At 60.5% G+C, this 19,727-nt stretch carries 14 protein-coding genes and 7 pseudogenes; 11 read left to right on the top strand and 10 right to left on the bottom strand.

Annotated elements, in window-relative coordinates; genetic code table 11:
• Positions 1-25: 25 nt before the first annotated feature.
• Positions 26-1,393, top strand: a pseudogene (tnpC, locus tag DBIPINDM_RS02170) (IS66 family transposase); the annotation flags it as partial.
• Positions 1,394-1,416: 23 nt separating this feature from the next.
• Here tnpC and DBIPINDM_RS02175 read toward each other — a convergent pair.
• Both DBIPINDM_RS02175 and DBIPINDM_RS02180 read right to left on the bottom strand, forming a co-directional pair.
• Complete coding sequence (locus DBIPINDM_RS02175; protein WP_258580692.1) at positions 1,417-3,486, bottom strand: recombinase family protein; 2,070 nt, start codon at positions 3,484-3,486, stop codon at positions 1,417-1,419.
• Positions 3,473-3,661, bottom strand: coding sequence for a hypothetical protein (locus tag DBIPINDM_RS02180; RefSeq protein ID WP_258581210.1), 189 nt, complete (start codon positions 3,659-3,661; stop codon positions 3,473-3,475). Before DBIPINDM_RS02180 ends, DBIPINDM_RS02175 begins: the two co-directional genes overlap by 14 nt.
• On the opposite strand from DBIPINDM_RS02180, the gene DBIPINDM_RS02185 reads away from it, so the two are divergent.
• From DBIPINDM_RS02185 to DBIPINDM_RS02200, 4 genes and pseudogenes are all read left to right on the top strand, one after another.
• Positions 3,660-3,977: a hypothetical protein gene (locus tag DBIPINDM_RS02185; RefSeq protein ID WP_258581211.1), complete on the top strand. Its 318-nt coding sequence runs from the start codon at positions 3,660-3,662 to the stop codon at positions 3,975-3,977. The two genes, DBIPINDM_RS02180 and DBIPINDM_RS02185, sit on opposite strands and share 2 nt — an antisense overlap.
• Before the next feature lie 2 nt (positions 3,978-3,979).
• Positions 3,980-4,189 (top strand): annotated as a pseudogene (locus DBIPINDM_RS02190) (transposase domain-containing protein); the annotation flags it as partial.
• A gap of 210 nt (positions 4,190-4,399) precedes the next feature.
• A complete protein-coding gene (locus DBIPINDM_RS02195) occupies positions 4,400-5,263 on the top strand; it encodes a tyrosine-type recombinase/integrase (RefSeq protein ID WP_258580584.1) in 864 nt (287 codons plus the stop codon).
• 4 nt (positions 5,264-5,267) lie between these two features.
• Positions 5,268-6,452 carry an IS91 family transposase gene (locus DBIPINDM_RS02200; protein WP_258580585.1) on the top strand — a complete coding sequence of 395 codons (1,185 nt, stop codon included), beginning with the start codon at positions 5,268-5,270 and terminating at the stop codon, positions 6,450-6,452.
• A 425-nt stretch (positions 6,453-6,877) separates the two neighbouring features.
• Here DBIPINDM_RS02200 and DBIPINDM_RS02205 read toward each other — a convergent pair whose 3' ends face one another.
• Genes DBIPINDM_RS02205 through DBIPINDM_RS02220 form a run of 4 tightly spaced genes read right to left on the bottom strand, consistent with a single transcriptional unit; the run spans position 6,878 to position 10,901 of the window.
• Positions 6,878-7,582, bottom strand: coding sequence for an IS6 family transposase (locus tag DBIPINDM_RS02205; RefSeq protein WP_258580586.1), 705 nt, complete (start codon positions 7,580-7,582; stop codon positions 6,878-6,880).
• 24 nt (positions 7,583-7,606) lie between these two features.
• Positions 7,607-8,491, bottom strand: coding sequence for a phosphotransferase family protein (locus DBIPINDM_RS02210; RefSeq protein ID WP_258580587.1), 885 nt, complete (start codon positions 8,489-8,491; stop codon positions 7,607-7,609).
• The gene (locus DBIPINDM_RS02215; RefSeq protein ID WP_258580588.1) at positions 8,488-9,549 is read right to left on the bottom strand and encodes an agmatinase family protein; all 1,062 of its coding nucleotides are present in this window, start codon (positions 9,547-9,549) and stop codon (positions 8,488-8,490) included. The genes DBIPINDM_RS02210 and DBIPINDM_RS02215 overlap by 4 nt, the downstream gene beginning before the upstream one ends.
• Positions 9,546-10,901 (bottom strand): B12-binding domain-containing radical SAM protein, encoded by a 1,356-nt coding sequence (locus DBIPINDM_RS02220; protein ID WP_258580589.1) that lies wholly within the window; start codon positions 10,899-10,901, stop codon positions 9,546-9,548. The genes DBIPINDM_RS02215 and DBIPINDM_RS02220 overlap by 4 nt, the downstream gene beginning before the upstream one ends.
• A gap of 470 nt (positions 10,902-11,371) precedes the next feature.
• Here DBIPINDM_RS02220 and DBIPINDM_RS02225 point away from each other — a divergent pair.
• A pseudogene (locus DBIPINDM_RS02225) lies at positions 11,372-11,647 on the top strand (helix-turn-helix domain-containing protein); the annotation flags it as partial.
• Here DBIPINDM_RS02225 and DBIPINDM_RS02230 read toward each other — a convergent pair.
• Positions 11,576-12,004 (bottom strand): annotated as a pseudogene (locus DBIPINDM_RS02230) (transposase); the annotation flags it as partial. The pseudogenes DBIPINDM_RS02225 and DBIPINDM_RS02230 sit on opposite strands and share 72 nt — an antisense overlap.
• Between DBIPINDM_RS02230 and DBIPINDM_RS02235 the strand changes: the two are divergent.
• Positions 11,927-12,139: pseudogene (locus DBIPINDM_RS02235) on the top strand (IS5/IS1182 family transposase); the annotation flags it as partial. The pseudogenes DBIPINDM_RS02230 and DBIPINDM_RS02235 overlap by 78 nt on opposite strands.
• 124 nt (positions 12,140-12,263) lie before the next feature.
• Here DBIPINDM_RS02235 and DBIPINDM_RS02240 read toward each other — a convergent pair.
• Together DBIPINDM_RS02240 and DBIPINDM_RS02245 are read right to left on the bottom strand one after the other, a co-directional pair.
• A complete protein-coding gene (locus DBIPINDM_RS02240; protein ID WP_416361671.1) occupies positions 12,264-13,493 on the bottom strand; it encodes a M16 family metallopeptidase in 1,230 nt (409 codons plus the stop codon).
• A gap of 151 nt (positions 13,494-13,644) precedes the next feature.
• Complete coding sequence (locus DBIPINDM_RS02245) at positions 13,645-14,994, bottom strand: M16 family metallopeptidase (RefSeq protein WP_258580590.1); 1,350 nt, start codon at positions 14,992-14,994, stop codon at positions 13,645-13,647.
• A gap of 1,171 nt (positions 14,995-16,165) precedes the next feature.
• On the opposite strand from DBIPINDM_RS02245, the pseudogene DBIPINDM_RS02250 reads away from it, so the two are divergent.
• The 3 genes and pseudogenes from DBIPINDM_RS02250 to DBIPINDM_RS02260 all read left to right on the top strand — a co-directional run.
• Positions 16,166-16,273, top strand: a pseudogene (locus DBIPINDM_RS02250) (hypothetical protein); the annotation flags it as partial.
• A gap of 403 nt (positions 16,274-16,676) precedes the next feature.
• Positions 16,677-17,765 carry an IS5 family transposase gene (locus DBIPINDM_RS02255; RefSeq protein WP_258580591.1) on the top strand — a complete coding sequence of 363 codons (1,089 nt, stop codon included), beginning with the start codon at positions 16,677-16,679 and terminating at the stop codon, positions 17,763-17,765.
• Positions 17,762-18,106 carry a hypothetical protein gene (locus tag DBIPINDM_RS02260; RefSeq protein WP_258580592.1) on the top strand — a complete coding sequence of 115 codons (345 nt, stop codon included), beginning with the start codon at positions 17,762-17,764 and terminating at the stop codon, positions 18,104-18,106. Before DBIPINDM_RS02255 ends, DBIPINDM_RS02260 begins: the two co-directional genes overlap by 4 nt.
• Positions 18,107-18,286: 180 nt before the next feature.
• Here DBIPINDM_RS02260 and DBIPINDM_RS02265 read toward each other — a convergent pair whose 3' ends face one another.
• On the bottom strand, positions 18,287-18,529 hold the full coding sequence (locus DBIPINDM_RS02265; protein ID WP_258580593.1) for a hypothetical protein: 243 nt from the start codon (positions 18,527-18,529) through the stop codon (positions 18,287-18,289).
• Positions 18,530-18,666: 137 nt separating this feature from the next.
• Here DBIPINDM_RS02265 and DBIPINDM_RS02270 point away from each other — a divergent pair.
• Positions 18,667-19,658 (top strand): annotated as a pseudogene (locus tag DBIPINDM_RS02270) (DPP IV N-terminal domain-containing protein); the annotation flags it as partial.
• Between the last annotated feature and the right edge of the window lie 69 nt (positions 19,659-19,727).

The raw sequence follows: 19,727 nt of genomic DNA on the forward strand, positions 1-19,727 counted from the left end.
GGTGCGGTTCAGATTCAAAACTACGATGAATCGACCTGGCGAACCGACTGTTGAGGAGTTGATGGCGCGCATTGCTGTGCTGCAGGCGGAGAACCGTCAGCTCGCAGAACGCGTGGTTAAGCTCGAGGAAGAGTTGGCGCTGGCGCGCTCACATCGTTTTGCGCCCAAGAGCGAAAAGCACGTTGATCGCCTTTTCAATGAAGCCGAACAGGTTGCCGATGAAGACGACGCCGGCAGCGAAGATGGCAATGTGGTCGACCTGCCGGACACCGGCTTTCCGTCCACCGAAAAAAAGCCGGAGGGAAAGAAGCGTGGCCGCAAGGCCCTGCCGGAACACCTGCCGCGCGAGCGCGTCGAGTATGACCTTCCCGAAGATCAGAAGGCCTGTCCTTGCTGTCGTCACCGGATGCACCACATGGGCGAGGCCATTACCGAGCAGCTTCATATCGAGGTGAAGGCGAAGGTCCTGCAGAATGTGCGCTTCAAGTATGCCTGCCGCCATTGCGACCGTACCGGCATCAATACGCCGGTCGTGATCGCGCCGATGCCCGCGCAGCCCTTGCCGGGCAGCATCGCCACGGCCTCGACACTGGCATTTGCTCTTGTTCACAAGTACGTCGACGGCACGCCGCTCTACCGCTTGAGCCAGGCATTCGAGCGAGCCGGCGTGCCCGTCAGCCGCGGCGCTCTGGGGCATTGGGTGATCGGATCGAGCGAGAAGCATCTCTCCCGCATCTATGACGCACTGAAGCTGCGGCTCAGGTCTCAAGCACTCATCCATGGCGACGAGACCACCGTCCAGGTCCTGAAGGAAAAGGACAGGGAGGCCACCAGCACATCATTTATGTGGGCATACCGGAGCGGCGAAGAGAGTAACGAGCCGATCGTGCTGCTCGATTATCAACCGGGTCGCGGCCAGATTTATCCGCAGGCCTTCCTCGGCGATTACCGCGGCATACTGATGAGCGATGGCTATACCGCATGGCGCACGCTGGCAGGGGCCACCCATGTGGGATGCATGGCCCATTCCAGACGTCGCTTCGTCGATGCCCTCAAGGCAAGAAAGAAGGGGGGCGGTCCGCCGGAGCAGGCGCTCAAGTTCTTCGAGCAGCTCTACCGGGTTGAAGGCCAAGTTCGGAACGAAAAGCCGGACAAGGGCGAAACACAAGCCGATTGCATTCGCCGCTTTCGCCAGCAACACAGCGTTCCCATCCTCAATGCTCTCAAGGCATGGCTCGACGACATCGCGCCGAAGGTCTTGCCCGATAGCAAGATCGGCGACGCCGTGTCCTACACTCTGAACCAGTGGGAGTACCTGACGCGATACACAGAAGACGGCAGGATGCCGATCGACAACAACCTCCTCGAACGCGATATCAGAATCTTTGCAACGACCGATTCATACTGCACCTCTCCTCAAACGTCCGGAAACAGGGACTTTTGGTTTTCCATTTTGATGCGACACGGGCCCCTGTGACGCGGAAACTGGGTTACTTGATCCTTTTCCAGGTCCGTGGCTCGTATTTGGTGCGGCGCATCCGGAACAACCTGCTCGGTAGGGAGCACGCCCTCCTTGATCAGTCGACGGACACGATGGGCTGTAACTCCAAGCTTTTTGGCAGCTTCGGTCAGCGTGAGCCATTCGCCATTCTTTTCGGCGGATCGGTAGCCGTGGATTTTATGGACCGTGCGCAGTGCCCCGACACGGCGCGCCGTCCAGGTTTTGCCTTGTCCGGTCTGCATTCCCATCCGGTTGAGAGTGGCGGCAATGTTTGCGTCGGACCAGCGGGTAGCCATAGACCGCATGACGGCAAGGGCGGCCTCCGGAGTACTCTGGCCATGTTCGCCAGCTTTGGGTTTGCGAATACGCAGCTGGGAGTGCTGGCCACCCCTCCAGTGGATCGTCAAAATAACTTCACGTTGCTCTTCATCGACGTCAGCGATGATATCCGACACGAGGGTGCGGAGGAGCTGCTGACGGCAACGCATATCGACGTCAGGCGCGCGCCAGGCAGCCTCCAGGTCGGTGGCAATGCCAGCAAAATCGGGAACTGGGGTGACAAGATCGATTTGTCGCGCTTGGGCCAAACCCGCTTCACAGGCTTCCACGCGCCTGAGCGCTGCCTCCCAGCTCTTCTCAAGTTGGGCAGCGATCAGCCGGTTGTCGGGGTCGCAAGCGGCATAGCGACGCTCAGCGAGAGATGCCTCGTATCGAGCTTGCTGCAAGTCCAGCTCCACCATACGGTGTCGTTCTTCCAGATTATCCCGATGCGCACGATCAGCTTCCATTGCGGCCTCGATCGCCATTGGCGTCACGGCTCTCAATATCTCTTTGCCGATGGCAGGGTCGATGCGAGATGCGCCAAAAGTCATGCATCGCGGCTTGGCCAGCATCTGGTTGATACGTTCGCAGCGGTAATAGGGATGACCCGGAGGCCGGCCCGAATAGACAACGCCCAACCGCCTTCCACATCGGCCGCAGGTGAGCAGGCCCGCAAGCAGCGCACGGCCGCCACGACCCGACTTGATGCCGCCTTTCTGTCCAAAGGCATTGACGGCGATATGGCTCTGGTTCCGCTCAAACTCACTCCAATCGATATAACCTTCATGATGATCCTGGAGCAGCACTTCCCACGTTCCAAAGGGCTTGTTGTGGCCGTAGCTTTTGCGAGCCCTGCCATCGACAATCTCCGTTCGCTTCTCGCTTTTACCATAGACATAGACCCCGGCGTAGAATGGGTTCTTCAGGATCGAAATAACACTTCGATAGCGAACCGGCACCCAGTCGAAGGACACCGTTTTGCGCCCGTCAGAAGGGCGGGGAAAATGGAAATTATCAGCCGTCAGCGAAATCAGCACCTGGCGGGCGCTGCCAAGCTCGCGGAAGCGCGAAAAGATGAGGCGGATCGCCTGCTGTACCCGAAGATCAGGATCAAGCCCCAGACCGTATTCACGATGCCAGATATAGCCGATCGGAACACTGAGGCGCAGTTCCCCCCGCCGCGCTTTGGCGCGAGCCGCGTCAAGCATGCGCGTTCGCAATATGCCGAGCTCAAACTCGCTGATGCTGCCCTTCATACCCAACAACAATCGATCGTTAGGCCGACAAGGATCGTACACCCCGTCGAGATCTATGACGCGCGCTTCAACCAGGCCGCACAGTTCCAGGAGGTGGTGCCAATCCCGGCCGTTACGGGAAAGGCGCGATGCGTCGAGGCAGAGCACTGCGCCAACTTTGCCTGTGCACAGGCCGCTCACCAGTCGCTCGAAACCAGGGCGGTCGACAGCGCCGCTGGCGGTCCGACCAAGGTCATCGTCGATCACCTCGACATCATGGAATCCCCAGCGGCGCGCAACATCCACAAGTTCATATTGTCGCCGCTGGCTTTCCAGGTTGTTCTGGACCTGACCGGGGGTCGACTGTCGAACGTAGACCACAGCTTTGCGCTTCAGCACCGTCGCTGGAAGGAGATCATTGCCCGTCATCGCTCGTCTCCTTCGTCGCGACGCCGGCCGCGGCCATCAGGAGGGTCGCCAGCCCGGCGACAACAACGCTTCGTTCCGGGTCGCTCAGGCCTCGCATCTGCGGCGTATCGAGCGGCATGCTCAGCTGCTGGGTCAGCACCGGTAATGTCGAGGGTGGTGGTGGTAAAGCCTTCATGGCGCGCCTCCTGGATGGCCGTGAGTCCATCCGTCGAAGTCTGCCTGAAACCGCGCTCGGTAAGCAGTCTATGAAGCTCTACAAGTCCAATCACCGCAACGCGCGGTTCGCCCATCTCCATGTTGGCGCAAAACGCCCGATCCAGCATCCACTCTGCGACCTGAATGATCTCACCCGGCCTAATCTCGACCCGAATGATCGAACCGTTAGCCCGATCCTCCCGACCTTCATGCCGGAATCGGCCGCCGTAATATGGATGCCAGCGATAATGAAACTCTACCATCTGCCCGACATGGGCAGAATGACCCTGCGATGACCACCGGCAGAAAATCCTGGCTGTTCAGCGATACCGTGGATGGAGCCAGGGCCAGCGCCGTCATATACAGCCTGATGCTGACCTGCCGCGCCTGTGGCGTCGAGCCCTTGGCCTACTTGCGCTACGTCCTCAGCGAATTGCCGCAGCGCGCCACAGACGCCGACATCACCGACCTGCTGCCCTTCAACTTCGCCAAAACCGCCGCTGCATGATCCGATGCAGCCGTCTGACAGCGACCCCGTCAAACGGGCCGCGTCAACGCGCATGGAAATGAGCGCTTACGAATCGATCCGTCATCCTGCTGCGTATTCCAATGATTGAACTAAGCCGCTAGTCGCGGCAATTGGTGCCCGCTTTGAGAGACGCCTCCTGTCTGAGAGGATTTGGGTGTTGCAAACCCATCCTTCAGACAGGAGATCCAGATGGCTGAGATGAGCCCTCTGCGTCGCCGGATGATCGAGGACATGACAGTCCGCAATCTATCTCCGGCCACGCAGCAATCCTACCTTTATGCAGTCGCAAAGTTTAGCCGCTATTTTGGCCGATCGCCCGATCGGCTAGGCCTTGACGATATCCATGCCTTCCAGGTTCACCTCGTGTCGAAGGGCATTTCCTGGTCGGGATTGAACCAGATCGTCTGTGCACTCCGGTTCCTCTATGGCGTAACGCTCGGCCAGGATACAATCCCGGAGCATATTCCGTATGCGCGCGAGCCTCGCCGGTTGCCGGTTGTTCTTTCCAGCGACGAGGTCGTCGAATTTCTTCAAGCTGTCTCCAGCTTGAAGGCGCGGGTGGCTCTGACAACAGCTTATGCCGCCGGTCTCAGGGTCTCGGAGGTCTGTGGTCTTCGCGCCAACGATATCGACAGCTCAAGGATGGTGATCCACATCACGCGTGGCAAAGGCGGCAAAGCCCGCTACGTCATGCTGTCGCCGGAACTGCTCGGTATCCTGCGCAGCTATTGGCGCTTGGCGCGGCCCAAGGACATTCTGTTTCCTGGGCGCGATCCTGACAAGCCGATCGAGCCGTGGGTGCTGCATTCCGCCTGCCGTTCGGCGGTTACGGCGGCGGGTCTTTCCAAGCACGTCACCGTCCATACGCTGCGGCATTCCTTTGCCACTCACCTGCTCGAGAACGGGACCGATATCCGCATCATCCAGGTCCTGCTCGGCCACGCCCACCTCTCGACAACAGCGCGCTATACGCAGGTCTCCACTGACACGATCCGGTCGACGGCCAGTCCGCTCGATCGATTACGACTGGAGGTGACGCCGCCGGAATCGTAATCGGTTGCGCCCCACCTTCGAAGTCGCCGACATCTTTCGACGACATGGGAGCTCCTACAGGCGTGAGAACGCCGGCCATCTGGGCCGCGGCGAGCGACGCGTCATGGGCGCGATCGAAGCTTGCCGGACACCCAGGCTCGGCGGTCACGTCAATGCCTGCGACGATTGCGGCAGGACCCGCATCTCCTATAATTCCTGCCGCAATCGCCATTGCCCGAAGTGTCAAGGCGCGGCCCGCAAGGAGTGGGTCGATGCACGCGTCGCCGATCTGTTGCCGGTCCCGTACTTTCATGTGGTCTTCACGCTACCACCTGGCATCGCCGAGATCGCCTTTCACAACAAGGCGGTCGTCTATGCATTGCTGATGCGGATCGCAGCCCAGACGCTGCAGGCCGTTGCCGCCGACCCCAAGCGGCTGGGCGCCGAGATCGGCATCGTCGCCGTGCTTCACACCTGGGGCCAGGCCATGACCCATCATCCCCATGTCCATTGCGTCGTGCCCGGCGGCGGTCTCTCGCCCGGCAGGTCAAGATGGGTCGCTTGCCGGCCGGGCTTCTTTCTGCCCGTGCGCGTGCTGTCGCGCCTGTTTCGGCGGCTCTTTCTGACTGCCCTTGCCGACGTCTTCGCTCACGGTGAACTCCGCTTCTCCAACGAACTCAGCCATCTCAACGACGAGGCGTTCACCCGCCATCTCGCGCGTGCTCGCCGCGTCGAATGGGTTGTTTATTCGAAGCCACCGTTCGGCGGCCCTGACCAGGTGCTCGCCTATCTCGGCCGTTACACCCATCGTGTTGCCATCGCCAACAGCCGCATCGTCGAGGTCGATGACGGCCATGTTGCCTTCAGATGGAAGGATTACCGTGGCAATGGTCGGGACCGCGAGAAGATCATGCGCCTTGACCCGCGCGAGTTCATCCGGCGCTTTCTTCTTCACGTGCTTCCCGCCGGCTTCCACCGCATGCGTCACTTCGGCTTTCTCGCCAATAGCCACCGACGGGATCGGATCGGTCTCTGCAGGCAGCTCCTCGACCAGCCATCACCAGCAGGCGGGCAGCAGCAGGCCGGCAAATCACAGCACAGGCAGTCCTACGAATGCCCTGACTGCCGGCGTCCCATGCACAGGACAGGGATCACTGTTGCGCCTGTTTCGCCGCCCCGGCCATCATCTTTCTGGTGCGATACATCATGAACTCCGACAATCCGCACCCCCTCCGATATGCCCGCAAAACCAAGCGCCCCGCCTGCGCGCGACACCGCTTGGCCCTGGTCACACCGAAAGACCGACAGTGTGCATTGAGAGCGCAAAAATCGCCACCGATCGCCCGCCAAGCTGCTCGCGAAGGTCGCCGGATCAAGCCAAAATTCGGTCGTGCCACCGCTGCACGCGACGAATTCGCTATCGCCGTCAAACAGCGTGCCCTACTATCTCCATAACAGCGGCTAACAACCCGCGCCTTACTTCAATCCGGCTTATGTGAGGTCGCTCGAGCTCGCCGCGACGACCGATGCGACCTCACATAACCCTCCAGATTCCGGACAGTGATTCCGAGACGAAACCGGACGGCGTTGTCACGTTGTTTGAAATGTGGCCGCGTGAGGCCGACACCGCGCTTTTCAGGCAGGCCGTGCACTCACGGCTTCCCACGCGGCCATTGCCTGGCGTCGATGGGTTCGAATTTGTGCTGCGGAGCGGTTGGTCTGGGATGGGACGAAGAGATTTCGGACGGCGGAGAAGATCGACACGAAATGCTGCAATGAGCCGACCGACCGGAAACCCTGTCGCGTTCGTTCCCGTTTTCGGAACGGCAGATGAGAATTCTCCGCCCGGTTGTTCAAGCCTTTATGCGAGCGGTGTTCCACGTTCGGCATGAGCTGGCGTTGGGCCGCCCCGTAGGAGCGCAGTTTGTCGGTGATCATACGCTTTGGCGGCAGACCCTGCTTCTTCAGAAGTCGCGTCAGCAGGCGCCTGGCGGCCTTGCTGTTGCGACGCGTCTGGACAATCTCGTCGAGCACATATCCGTCCTGATCAACCGCTCTCCACAACCAGCATTTCTGACCGTTGATGCGCACCACGACTTCATCCAGATGCCAGACATCGTCTTTCGTTGGTGCCTTGCGGCGTATGCGGCGCGCATAATCAGGGCCGTGCTTTCGGCACCATCGGCGGATGGTCTCGTAGGAAACGACGATCCCGCGATCGAGCAGCATTTCCTCGACATCGCGCAGGCTCAGATTGAAGCGGAAGTAGAGCCAGACAGCACGGGCCACGATTTCGATCGGATAGCGGTGGTTCTTGTAGGTCGGTGCACTCACGGTCATGGGCGCGCTGCTACCTCAATTTCCTTACCCCTCAATCAATGTGACAGCACCCTCCAGGCTCACGACGACCAGCAGCAGCACAAGGTCCAACTCAAATGCATCGAGAATCGCTGCTTCCTTGTCGAGCCCTGTTGGGGCCAATCCATAGCCTCGAAGGAATACAGGGGACAGCAGACCGCAGCCGCGGATGCGCGCCAGTTCAAGCAGAGGATCGCCGACGATCGCATTGCCAAGGTCGAGTACGCTGACGATGCGACCGCCTCGTACGGCTAGGTTGGGCGGGCGAAGGTCGAGATGGAGGAGGACCTTGGCCGCTTCGTCCCGCCGACCGATCAGTGTCAACAAGGCGAGGCGCAACGCATCAGGTTTCGGCATATGGATGTAGCGCCCAGCAGCTGCGGCACGCATGAGAATGCGCTCGGTGATCCAATCACTCCAGGAGCCGCTGCGGCGGAACAGAGCCAGCGTTGGATCGGTTGTCTCGATAGCATGAATGCAGCGGGCGATTGTGCCGAGCTGAAAATGCAGGTCCAGCTCTTCCCAGTTGGCGACGGCGTGTTCGACGAATTCCAAAAGCATCCAGGATGGCTCACGCACCAAGTCGGTCGTGCGGTTCCATTCCAGCACAGCCGGGGTTGCTACGCCTCGGAGACGGAGGAGCGCCGCCGCTCGAACCTGCTTCTCAATTTCGACGCCAAAGTCGACGATGCCATCGTAGCGCGTCACAGCAATCTCGCTCTTGGCACTGCGGACGACGGCTAGAGGAGCATTGAATCGTTCGACGAGGTCAACCCAACAGTCAACGCCTTCGCGGTAAGGCGTCAGTTTGACAGGGCATGTCCCGCTAAAGTGCAGGCTGATGCTACGCGACAGTCGTACGAGCCGATCGGAGCTGTCATCGGTGCTCATCTCGTGCTTCCAGATGGAGCGAAGGAAGCAGCGATTGGCGCGTCGCTGCGCCTTTTGTACAGGAGTTCGAAGAGAATCCTGGCCGCGATTTGGGCAGTACGCCCGGTTGAGTCATAACGCGGTGCGACTTCAGAAATGTCGAAGGCGCCGATGGGCAAGTGGCCCAGTTCAAACATAACATCCAGCAGTTCGCTGCCCCATAGCCCCCCCAGCGTGACATTGCCGGTGCCCGGAGCAACACTGCAATCGAGGACGTCGATGTCGACCGACAAGTACACCTCATCACAATCCTGCTTCATACCTGCCAAGACGTCGGCGAGAGCCACGCGAGCGCCCTGCTCTCGAATCCTGCGGGCAGACACGATGTGGTAGCCGTCCGCCTGGAGATTCTCGAATTGCACGCTACGTGTGACCGAGCCTTGTCCCACGAATGCGATGCGCTGCGGCACCATTGCCGGCAGTTCGCTGATCCGTCGCGCGGTCGATCCGTGATAAAGCTTGCCATGGATGGCGCTGACGTCACCGAAATCAAAGTGATGGTCGACATGAATATAGCCGAGGCGAGTAGACATGCGGGCCGCCTGCCAGCCGGCAAATGCCGGAAAGGTAATAGAGTGATCTCCACCCAGAAGGACCAGTAGCTGTCCGGCAGTTGCCAAGTCGCGGGCTTCCGAGGCTATCGCGCGGAAGTTCCTCGTGGGGTCGGTCGGGTAGACGTGGAGATCGCCAACGTCGGCGAGATGAGGAGCACAATAGCGAAAACGTTGGCCAGTGCGGGTGTCGAGCATCTCAGTCTCGCCGAGACTGTCGATATAGCTTGAATACACCAAGCTCGCTTGCCGGATGGCCGTTGGACCGTCAGCGGCGCCGGGTCGCGAGCTTGACGTCGCGTCGAAAGGAATGCCCGCAACGAGGATTGGCACGACTTCGGCCAGCGCATCGAGGCGGACCGACCGGGCGCCAAAGAGCAAGGCCGGCCCCGACCACCCAGGTCGCGGATCGCGACTGAACTCCGAGGAGGAGGTGGTTTCAAGCAACCGGATGAAATCCAGAGTCATGGGATGGCTGCCTCTGTGAACGATGGAGCGACCGGTCCTTCGTCCGCCCCTCCGGCGCTAACCCGCCGACTGATCGTTTCATGCGCAGCCGCTACCTTCTCGAGGAAGAAGCCATAGCTTTCCTCTCGCGTGACGTGCCATGGGATGAACACGGGCGGACCATCCTCGACCCAGTTGCTGAACTCCCAATCGACGATGCGATCTCGCAACCTGTTGAACTGTGCCGTCAACGGGTAAGGTACGAAATTATAGAGATTGAACAACCAGATCTCTCTTCTGGCGTCATGGATGAAAGCCAGTGTCTCCGTATGTGACTCACGGGTTTCTTCCGGCAGGCCGCTGAGGACGTTCAGGACGATACGGAACCCTCGGTCGGTGAGGCGGCGCATGGTCCGCTGTAAGAACTCCAAGGAGCGGTTGGATTTACGATTGGCTCTGAGCACATCCGCAGAGGCTGTCTCAAAACCGAGCTCGACGACCAAGACCCCCAAGGCCTGCATGTTGTCCAGCAGTTGCTCGTCGATAGCTGCCACGTGCGTCTGGACGATGAAGCGATAATTCTTACGTTCCGCGAAGACGTCACGAAGATTGCGGACGGCCGCTTTCGACTGACCGAAGGTCTTGTCGCCGATGTAGATCAAGCGCGTCTCGGGAAACAGACGCTCGAACTGGCCAATTTCGTGCTCTAGTACGGCAGGCGAAACGAGCGTGAGGCTTCGCGACCAAGCATCACCGCAGAAATCGCAGGTGTATAGGCATCCATGGCTTGCATTCAGCCGCAAGAGCGGGACCTTACCCCGATAGGATTCCAGCAGAGTGTAGTCCGGAAACCAATCAGCCTGGTCCCCTTGGCGGATCATGTGCGTGACGACCGGAGCCGTGCTGCGCAGGCATGCGAGCAGACTATGGGGGGTCGCAAGCCCGCGATGAATCACCGTAGCGTCGGCTGGCTCCGAAAGACCGGCCATGTTTCCGCCGAGGATCGTCCTGCGTCCAGCTGCTATGAGGCGTCGTGAAACCTGCAGGGCAATCGCGTAGTTCTGCGCCAATGGTGACAGCAGTACGGCTTGGCCAGGTTCGGTCGATGCGATTATCCGACGCGCGCATGCATCTGCGTCAGCCGGAAACTGGGAGAGGTCGATGAATTGCGCGGTGAGACCGAGGTGTTCGATCATGCCACTCAAGTGCGCAACCCAAAGTGGAAGTTCCCAGAGGCTTCCGGCCGGGATGAAATAACTGCTCATCTCGTGGGCGAAGACGTGACTATAGTCGGCATAGTATGCCGTGATGCCGGGATGAGGCGTCGCGGTCGACGGAAACGGTAGTTGCACGATGTTGCACGTTACGGACATTGATGCGCCTCGCACAGCCAACATCGTCTGATAAGATAGAGGCGCAATTCTTTACGCGTGGATTTGGCACGTCACGATTCTTCCATGATGACACTTCAAATTAGGCACGGATCTGCTCTATGAGACCGTCAGTTCCCTTGTAAAAATGTATCAAGATCCGTGCCAATTTGTCGGTTCGCCTCGAAGAAGACCTTTTTCGCCGGCTTTCAGCTATTTCGTCTGAGGCTAGGCCAGATAATGGGTATGGCGGACGGTGCAAACGCGACAATCAATGTCGGAAAGGGTCGATCGAGGTGCCTATACCTCGACTAGCCGAAGAGCCAGAAGGAGTTGTGAGTGAAGGTTTCGACAAGATGGTTTCAATGCCTACAGTCCGCCACGCCGCTCCCGCTGTTTCGCTAGTGGTTTACGCCTGACATAAGAGTCCGGCTGGGGATTCCCTTTTGTGAGTGCGCATGCGAGTCTGGCGCATGCGCACAGGAATATTCCTCACCGTTTCTTCGATTGATCGTCAGCGTCTGGGCGCGCTGATCAGAGATCGCAATGCGCCGCAGAAGCACGTTTGGCGCGCCGAGATCATTCTGTTGAGCAGCGACGGCGTGGGCACCGTCGAGATCATGCGGCAAACTGGTAAGTCCAAGACCTGCGTGTGGCGCTGGCAGGAGCGCTTCGCCGCGGAAGGCTTCGAGGGACTGTTGCGCGACAAGACGCGCCCCTCGCGCATTGCCCCACTCGGACCTGAAGTCGCCGTCTCTGCCGATTGCGGCGATATGCTGGTCCCTTTGGCCGGCAGGTCTATCGTCGAATGGTTCGACCGCGCTGGCACGAGGCGGAATGACGATTGCGGCGGCAGCGCTATGATCGATGACTGCGTCGTAAGTCGGTTTTCCGTCATAGGCGCCGTCAGCAGTAAACTGTCCGATCGGACCGCCAATCTGGTCGAGTAGTGGCTCAACTTGAGAGACATCGCCAGTGTCCTGATCAGTCAGGGTATGGGCAATGATCTCGCCGCTGTCGGCAGAGACGGCCGGATGAAATGGCAGGTCTCCAACGGTTATGGCAAACGCTCGCTGGTCGAGACCGCCATAGGGCGATACAAGTCCACCATCGGGCGGCGTTTGCGGGCACGGTCGCTTCCAGTTCAGCAGACCGAAGTCGCCATCGGCTGCGCCGTCCTCAACCGCATGCTTGCCTGCGCACGCCCGAAATCCGCCCGCCGCAAGGCGGCCACGGCATAGTCTGCCGCTTCAAAGATCGACATCCGCTCAAGTCCGGACCCATGCACCAACGCCCCACCGAACCGGACTTCTTCCCCTGCAAAGGCCTCCCATGGGGAGAAGGAAGGCGAAATGGGTCCTGGGCTCATCCTTCGCCCCCCAGCGGCGGGCCGACGATCATAATGGCGGGCTCGGGCGAAAGCAGCTTCTTGGCCGCTGCCTTGACTTGGTCGAGCGTCACCTGATCGATGAGGGCAGCGTGGCGCTGGATGTAGTCGATGCCGAGCTTGTCGAGCTGCCATTCGACAAGTGTGGCTGCAATCGAGCTGGAGGAGCCCAGTTTGCGGATGGCATAGGCGCCGATCAGATATTTCTTGGCCGCCTCGAGCTCGGCCTCGGTCGGACCTTCTTCCGCCATCTGCTTCACCACCTTGCGCACCAGGCTGAGCGTCTCGGCGGCGCGGTCCGAGCGCGTCGCCGTGGTGACGACGAGCGTGTTGGAATGCTCGTCATCGTCTAGATGGGAGCTGACGCCATAGGCAAGGCCGCGCTTTTCGCGCACCTCCTCCCACAGGCGCGACGTGAAGGGCGCGCCGCCGAGGATCTCGTTCATCACCTTCGCGGCGTAGAAGTCCGGCGCGTGGCGCTTGACGCCGGGAAAGGCCAGCTGCAGCGAGGTCTCCGGCAGGTCGTAGTCGACCGCCAGCTGCTGGTCGAGTTTGGGATCGACATCGGCGACGGGGGCGAGCGTCTGCTTCTGAGGCAAATCGCCGAACAGCTGGTCGAGCTTTTTACTCACCGTCTTCGCATCGATGTCGCCAACCACCGCCACATGCAGGCCGTCGCGGCCAAAAGTAGCCTTGTGGAAGGCGCTGAGATCGGCCGGTGTTATGGCAGCGAGGCTCTCTTTGGTGCCTTCCTCCGGCCGCGAATAGGGATGCGTACCGTAGATCGCGCGCAGCCATTTGCGCTCGGCGATCGCCTCAGGGTCGCGCTCGTTGGCGATGATGCCGGAAAGAATCTGGGCGCGGGTGCGGTCGATCGGCGCCTGGTCGAAGCGCGGCCTGTTGACCGCGAGTCGAAGCAAATCGAAAGCGGCGTTCTGCTGCTCGGACAGCATGCGCATCGAGCCATAAATGCCGTCGCGCTGCGCGTGGAGGCTCATCTCGGCGCCGGCGTCGTCGAGCTTAACCTGGAAGGCATCGCTGTCGAGATCGCCGGCGCCCTCGTCGAACAGGGCGGTCATCAGATTGGCGAGCCCCTCCTTGGCGGCCGGATCCTGCGTGGTGCCGCCATCGAAGACGAACTGGATGGCGATGATAGGCACCGCATGGTCCTCCACCAGCCAGGCGTTGATGCCGTTTTCAGATCTCAACTCCTGAATGTTCAGGCGTTGATCGCCGGCCAGAAGAGGCAGAGAATGGCGAGGAGAAGGGTCGCCAGCGGCGTGGCGAGGCGCGGGGCCCTCCTTTCTCCATGGGGAGCGCGCCTCTGCAAAGACGCCACAGCGTTGGTTCGTCATCACATCACCTCTCCGTCTTGGGCAAGAGATAGCCCGTGGTCGAATGGTCGGGCACGAGATAGCGGGCGGCGACGGCCTTCACCTGGTCGGCGGTGATCTTGCGGATGCGGTCCGGCCATTCCTCGAGGTCCTGCACCTTGTCGCCCGTGGCAAGCGTGGAGCCATACATCTCGGCCATGTGGGCCGAGTTGTCGCGGGCGAAGATCAGCGAGCGAACATAGCGGTTCTTGGCCTTTTCCAGCTCGTCATCGGTCACACCGTCCTTGACGATGCGAGCGATCTCGGCATAGGCCGCCGCCTCCACATCGGCGAGCTTGGCATCGCCGCGCGGCGAGCCGTAGATGGTGAAGCTGGTGGCATCCAGCATGGTGCCCCCGAAATCAGCGCCGGCCCCGGCGGCAATGCCCTGTTTCACCACCAGCTGCTGGTAGAGCCGGCTGCGGTTGCCGCCGCCGAGGATCTCCGCCAAGAGGTCCAGCGCCTCGGCCTCGCCGGGTTCGGCCGTGTGATAGGACGGCACCACCCATTGCGTGGAAAAGTCGGGCACCGAAATGCGCGCGTCGGTCAGCGTCACCGTGCGCCTGGTGTTCTGGACCGGCTCAGCCGGCCGGGCGCGTGGCGGCAGATCCGGTCCACGCGGGACCTTGCCATAGGTCTTCGCGGCAAGCGCCTTCACCCTCTCCGGGTCGACATCGCCTGCCACCACCATGACGGCGTTGTTGGGCCTGTAATGTTTGTCGTAGAAGGCCTTGGCGTCCGTGAGGTTCAGCTTCTCCATCTCCTGCATCCAGCCGATGACCGGGATGCGGTAGGGCTGGTTCTGCCAGAGCGTCGCGTCGACCTGCTCTTCCAGCACCGCCTCCGGATTGTTGTCGATCATCGAGCGGCGCTCCTCCAGGATCACGTCCCGTTCGGTTTTGATATCATCGTCGGTGAGGACGAGATTGCGCATGCGATCGGCCTCCAAGCTCATCATCTGCTCCAATGCCGAAGGCGCTACGGTCTCATGGAAGGCGGTGTAGTCGTTGGAGGTGAAGGCGTTGTTCGACCCACCGATGGCCGAGACGGCGCGGTCCAACTCGCCGGCAGCATGATTGGTGGTCGCCTTGAACATCAGATGCTCGACGAAATGGGCAATGCCAGATTTGCCCAGCGGCTCGTCGGCGCTGCCGACCTTGTACCACACCATATGGGTGACGATCGGCGCACGGTGATCGGGGATGACGACCACTTCCATGCCGTTGTCGAGAAGGAAATTCGTCGCCTTGCCGTCGCCGCTGGCGGCCAGAGCCGGAGCGGTCGTCACCAGGGTGGTCGCAGCAGGCATCCTGCGCAGCCCGTCAGACATGTTCATCGATGGCTCCAGTTGTGGTGGCGGGACGAGAGGAAAGGTTCGGGGCAAGTGAGTTACTCCTCAGTTGAACACGCTGCGCCCTGTCCCCCCGATTGTGGGAGAAGGTGGATCGGGGGCAGCGCCGAGCCGGATGAGCAGCCGTATTCATGTTGCCAGGCCTCACTCGAGCGTCACCCATGGATTTATCCGGGAGACCCGCGGCGGCGGTAGCTTTCGGTGAGGCGATCATCGAACGATTTCTCCTTGGTCCTGTGTCTGCGGAATGACAGCGCACGTGCCGTGCCAAATGACAAACCGTTCAAACCCAAGGAGATTGATATGACACTGCTACGTTGCCTTCCCGACATTGTCTGAGATTGGACAACGCGAAGCGCTTGCGGGTGGGGACTCGGGCCTCACCCTTGGAATTATCGGGAGACCCGTGACGGCGGTGGCTTTCGGTGAGGCGATCATGGAACGTCTTCTCCTTGGTCCCTAACGTGTTTGTGGATGTGCACTTACCGTGCCAAATGACAAACCGTTCAAACGCAAGGAGATTGATATGACACTGCTACGTTGCCTTCCCGACATTGTCGGACATTGGACAACGCGAAGCGCTTGGCGGTGGGGACGATATCTTGCTCGTGCGGACGAGGATTGAGCGTGCTGCCGCGCAAGCGGGATAGGATGCGCCTCGAACTGCCTGCGGGTGGCGTTCGAATTGAGTGGCGAAGCTGGTGAAGGCATGGAGGCGATGGTGATCGTCGCGGAACCCTATTCTCGATAGCAGGCCAGGGTCGCAACGAGCAGAGGAGTCAGGAGCGTGGCCGGTAGGGAACAGGAGCCGGTCGGGCCACTCGCAGTGGAAGGGTGCTGCATCTAGTATTCCCCGCTCGAACAGATGAATGACCGCCCCACCCATATTCGTAAATTGACCGGAGCCGCTTGAGCTGCACGAATAACCGCCGCAGCAGTGCCGTTCATCAAAGTTCGAACTTTAGCGTGTCACGAGGTGCGCTGTATCAGTGGCCGGTCATCGGTGGTGCTTTCGAGTGGAGTAAGAAGCGCTGCTGCGCATCTCCTCCCCGAACCGTACGTGCACCTTTCAGCGCATACGGCTCTCTATTCAATCATGGCCCATGGCGATAGCAACATCATGATAGTTTGAGGTGACGGTGCTGCGAGATTCGCTATTCCGTCCCTGACAGACCGCATTGTCCAGCGCGCCATGCCGATGGCCATGGAGCCGATCTGGGAAAGCGACTTCCATCGCCTGTCCTATGGCTTCCGGCCGGAACGTCAGTATTGGCCAGATTTAGCCCCAGTGGTTTTCGTCAGTGCAGATCGGGGCGGACATTAGCGGCGCCAAAGGTCGAGCGATTCTTGGATGCCGGCGTTCTGTTTGCGTAATGACTTCTGGAGGGCATCCGTTTCCTCATCCGGGAGATTGAGCGAGCGGCCATCGCCCAGCTCCAGTGCGTACCGGGTCGTGTATCCATGGCAACAGATGGAGCGCCGACATTCGAGATCATCTCGGAATGTTCCGCTTTACTTTGCCGGGATTCTTTCCGGCTTCTCCGCGAGGAGGGTTCCGGCCATAAAGGAGCACCTAAGGCCAGAACTCCTAGCAGGCTGTTGAAAAAGGGCTCGCGACAGTCTCAGGTTCGTGATTCACTCTGACCACGAAGAGGTGGGAGTGAATCGTGCGGGGTGGTGACGGACAGACGGGCGAACTGTTCAGCTATGTGGACCTCGAGGCTCGGGTGCGGCGCGATCATCCGTTGCGCCGTATTCGGGCGATTGTGAATGAGGCGCTTTCGGCGTTGGAGCGGGAGTTTGCGGCGCTGTACTCGCCGATTGGGCGGCCGTCGATCCCACCGGAGAAGCTGCTGCGTGCGATGCTGCTGCAGGCGTTCTACTCGATCCGCTCGGAGCGGCTGGAATACGACCTTCTGTTCCGCTGGTTCGTCGGGATTGGCGTCGACGATGCGGCCTGGGATCATTCGGTGTTCTCCAAGAACCGTGACCGGCTGCTGGAGGGCGACATCGCTGCAAAGTTCCTGGCGGCGGTGCTGGCGCAACCCAAGGTGAAGAAGCTTCTGTCGACGGATCACTTCTCGGTCGACGGCACACTGATCGAGGCGTGGGCATCGATGAAGAGCGTCAAACCGAAGGACGGCCCAAGCGGTGGTCATGGCGAGCCGCCGGCTGAAGGGGGCGGGCGAAACGCGGAAGCGGACTTCCATGGCCACAAGCGATCCAACGACACACATGCCTCGACCACCGATCCGGATGCCCGGCTCTATCGCAAAGGGCGGGGCAAGGAGGCGAAGCTCTGCTTCATGGGGCATGGGCTGATGGAGAACCGCCATGGCCTTCTGGTCGACGCCTGCCTGACGTTTGCCGACGGGCATGCTGAGCGGGTGGCCGCACTGCACATGATCGAACCGCGAGCGGAGCGGCCACAGGCGATCACACTCGGTGCCGACAAGGCCTATGACGCGCAAGACTTCATCAATGAGCTGCGTTCGATGAAGGTGACGCCGCATGTGGCGCAGAACACCAGCGGCCGGAGTTCGGCGATCGACGGGCGCACGACGCGGCATGGCGGCTATGCTGTCAGTCAGCGTATTCGCAAGCGCATTGAAGAGGCGTTCGGGTGGATCAAGACGGTCGCCGGACAGGCGAAGACGAAGTTGCGTGGCCGCGACCGCGTCGGATGGGCCTTCACCTTCAACGCCGCCGCCTACAATCTCGTGCGGTTGCCGAAGCTGCTGGCGGTGCCGACATGACCGCGCCCGCGGGCTGTCAACTGATCGGCCGCTGGCGGATCATCGAAGCTGACCTGTGGGATCGCGGCTATCTCGACCTCGGCGGACCCGCCACGGTCACCATTGGGGCCGACAACCACGGTGAGATCGCCTTTGGCGCCCTGCTAGCCGGCCTCGATCTCGGGTACGGGCCGTCAATGGTCTTCTTCACATGGGCCGGCTTCGATGAGATGGACGAAGTTACCGGCGACGGCTCCGCAGAATTGCTCGACGACGGCTCGATCGACATCACCTTCGCCTATCAGAACGGCGACGAGGCTATCCTCAAGGCCAAACGTGATCCTTCTTCAACAGCCTGCTAGAGCACGCAGGTTGCCCGTCAGGAAGTCTAGAGCTAGCCACACAGTATTGAGCAAGAGGGGCAATTTGATTCCCCTGCGACATGTCGCGTGACATTGTGTGATGTACGACGATGTTGGAGATGCGACATAGCCGGTTCGATCGCTCGCCTTGTTTCTAAACGACTTTTTTCTTTGGCGCGCTTATTGCTTCGTGTCATCCGCAAGCACGTCATGGACCACCGAGAGAATGTCGAAATGGTAGCCACAATGATTTCTGCCGGGGCGACATCCGGCCTTGCTCAAGACCTTCAGACGCAGAAAAAAGAGGCCGTATTCGCCAATGACTAGTCGCGTGAGGGCTGCATAGGCGCTTTTCCGCAGCTGTTGATCGGCGCGGTTCGCCCACTCTGCAATCGGTCCGATCAGCTCCTGGATTGTGCTCAAGGAGCGACTTGCCATCCTGACTGCCGCCCGGGCTGCACCCGCGTGCAGGCTCTCCTCCAAAGGCGACGCTCGGCGCTGCTGCAGAGCGGCGATGAGAAGCCAACTCAAAAATTCCCATTCCGAAAGAGTGAATAGATATGTACAAGATCGGGGCTTTGACGCGCGCGCTATTAACTCGGCGGGCATGGGGATCGGCAACCACTCAGGAGCTGGCCAATGGTTCGAATGGTGCACATCCGCCGCTAGCGCCGGCCGATTTCGAGCGGGCACTTACGATCAACGATCGCTATAGCGGACTCACTGTCAATGTCCCCGAAATGCCTTTCTGGCTGACTGGGGGTGCAGCGTTCGTCTACCGCCGGACCAGCCACGGCAAGCGCCAGTTCATGCTGGTCGAAGTCGCCACGGGCGTAAAGCGGCCGCCCTTCGATCAGGCCCGCCTGGCGGCGGGGCTAAACAGGGCGAGCCATAAGCGGTATCAGGCTGACGATCTTCCCTTCGACCATTTCGAACTGAGCGACCATGATCGCAGGCTCGACTTCCAGATTGAGAATGTCCGGTGGAGCTGCGACCTCGCAAGCTATGACTGTACCCGCACCACATCAGGTCTGGACGCCCCGGGCCTTCGGCAGCTCAGCCATCCGAGCGCGACGGGCACGAGCACCTGTACCTGTTCGACGGTCGGACGGGTGCGCTCAAGAACCAGATCACCTGCGGTGAATGGGTGGTCCGGGGGGTCAACCGTGTCGATCCGGTCAACCGTCAGATCTGGTTCGAGGCGAGCGGGATGAACCCGGGGGAGGACCCCTATTTCGTCCATGCCTACCGCATCGGCTTCGACGGGAAGGGGCTGACTGAGCTCACGCCCGAGCCGGCCAACCACCATATCGAGTTCTCTCCTGACGGCCGCTATTATGTCGATCTCTGGTCACGCATCGATCTGCCGCCGAGCATGGCGCTCTACCGCGCCAGCGACGATGCCAAGCTCATGCAGGTGGAGACCGCCGACCTGTCCGAGCTCGTCGCCGCCGGCTGGCAGCCGCCACTCAGCTTCCACGCCAAGGGGCGCGACGGCAAGACTGATATCTGGGGCGTGATCCACCTTCCCGCCAATTTCGATCCGAACAAGGAAAGCGCGAATTTCTCTGCACCTTTTTCCATTGAGCGTGTTTTGGCATGAAGTGTCCACTTTGGAGGT

The sequence above is a fragment of the Mesorhizobium sp. AR02 genome (assembly GCF_024746835.1).
Taxonomy (GTDB): Bacteria; Pseudomonadota; Alphaproteobacteria; order Rhizobiales; family Rhizobiaceae; genus Mesorhizobium.

Bases quoted from the DNA above. Each gene is read 5' to 3' on its own strand.
- DBIPINDM_RS02175 (WP_258580692.1), bottom strand. From the start codon at position 3,486: ATGACGGGCAATGATCTCCTTCCAGCGACGGTGCTGAAGCGCAAAGCT.
- DBIPINDM_RS02195 (WP_258580584.1), top strand. From the start codon at position 4,400: ATGGCTGAGATGAGCCCTCTGCGTCGCCGGATGATCGAGGACATGACA.
- DBIPINDM_RS02205 (WP_258580586.1), bottom strand. From the start codon at position 7,582: ATGACCGTGAGTGCACCGACCTACAAGAACCACCGCTATCCGATCGAA.
- DBIPINDM_RS02215 (WP_258580588.1), bottom strand. From the start codon at position 9,549: ATGACTCTGGATTTCATCCGGTTGCTTGAAACCACCTCCTCCTCGGAG.
- DBIPINDM_RS02260 (WP_258580592.1), top strand. From the start codon at position 17,762: ATGACCGCGCCCGCGGGCTGTCAACTGATCGGCCGCTGGCGGATCATC.
- DBIPINDM_RS02180 (WP_258581210.1), bottom strand. From the start codon at position 3,661: ATGAAGGCTTTACCACCACCACCCTCGACATTACCGGTGCTGACCCAG.
- DBIPINDM_RS02245 (WP_258580590.1), bottom strand. From the start codon at position 14,994: ATGAACATGTCTGACGGGCTGCGCAGGATGCCTGCTGCGACCACCCTG.
- DBIPINDM_RS02185 (WP_258581211.1), top strand. From the start codon at position 3,660: ATGGCGCGCCTCCTGGATGGCCGTGAGTCCATCCGTCGAAGTCTGCCT.
- DBIPINDM_RS02210 (WP_258580587.1), bottom strand. From the start codon at position 8,491: ATGAGCACCGATGACAGCTCCGATCGGCTCGTACGACTGTCGCGTAGC.
- DBIPINDM_RS02220 (WP_258580589.1), bottom strand. From the start codon at position 10,901: ATGTCCGTAACGTGCAACATCGTGCAACTACCGTTTCCGTCGACCGCG.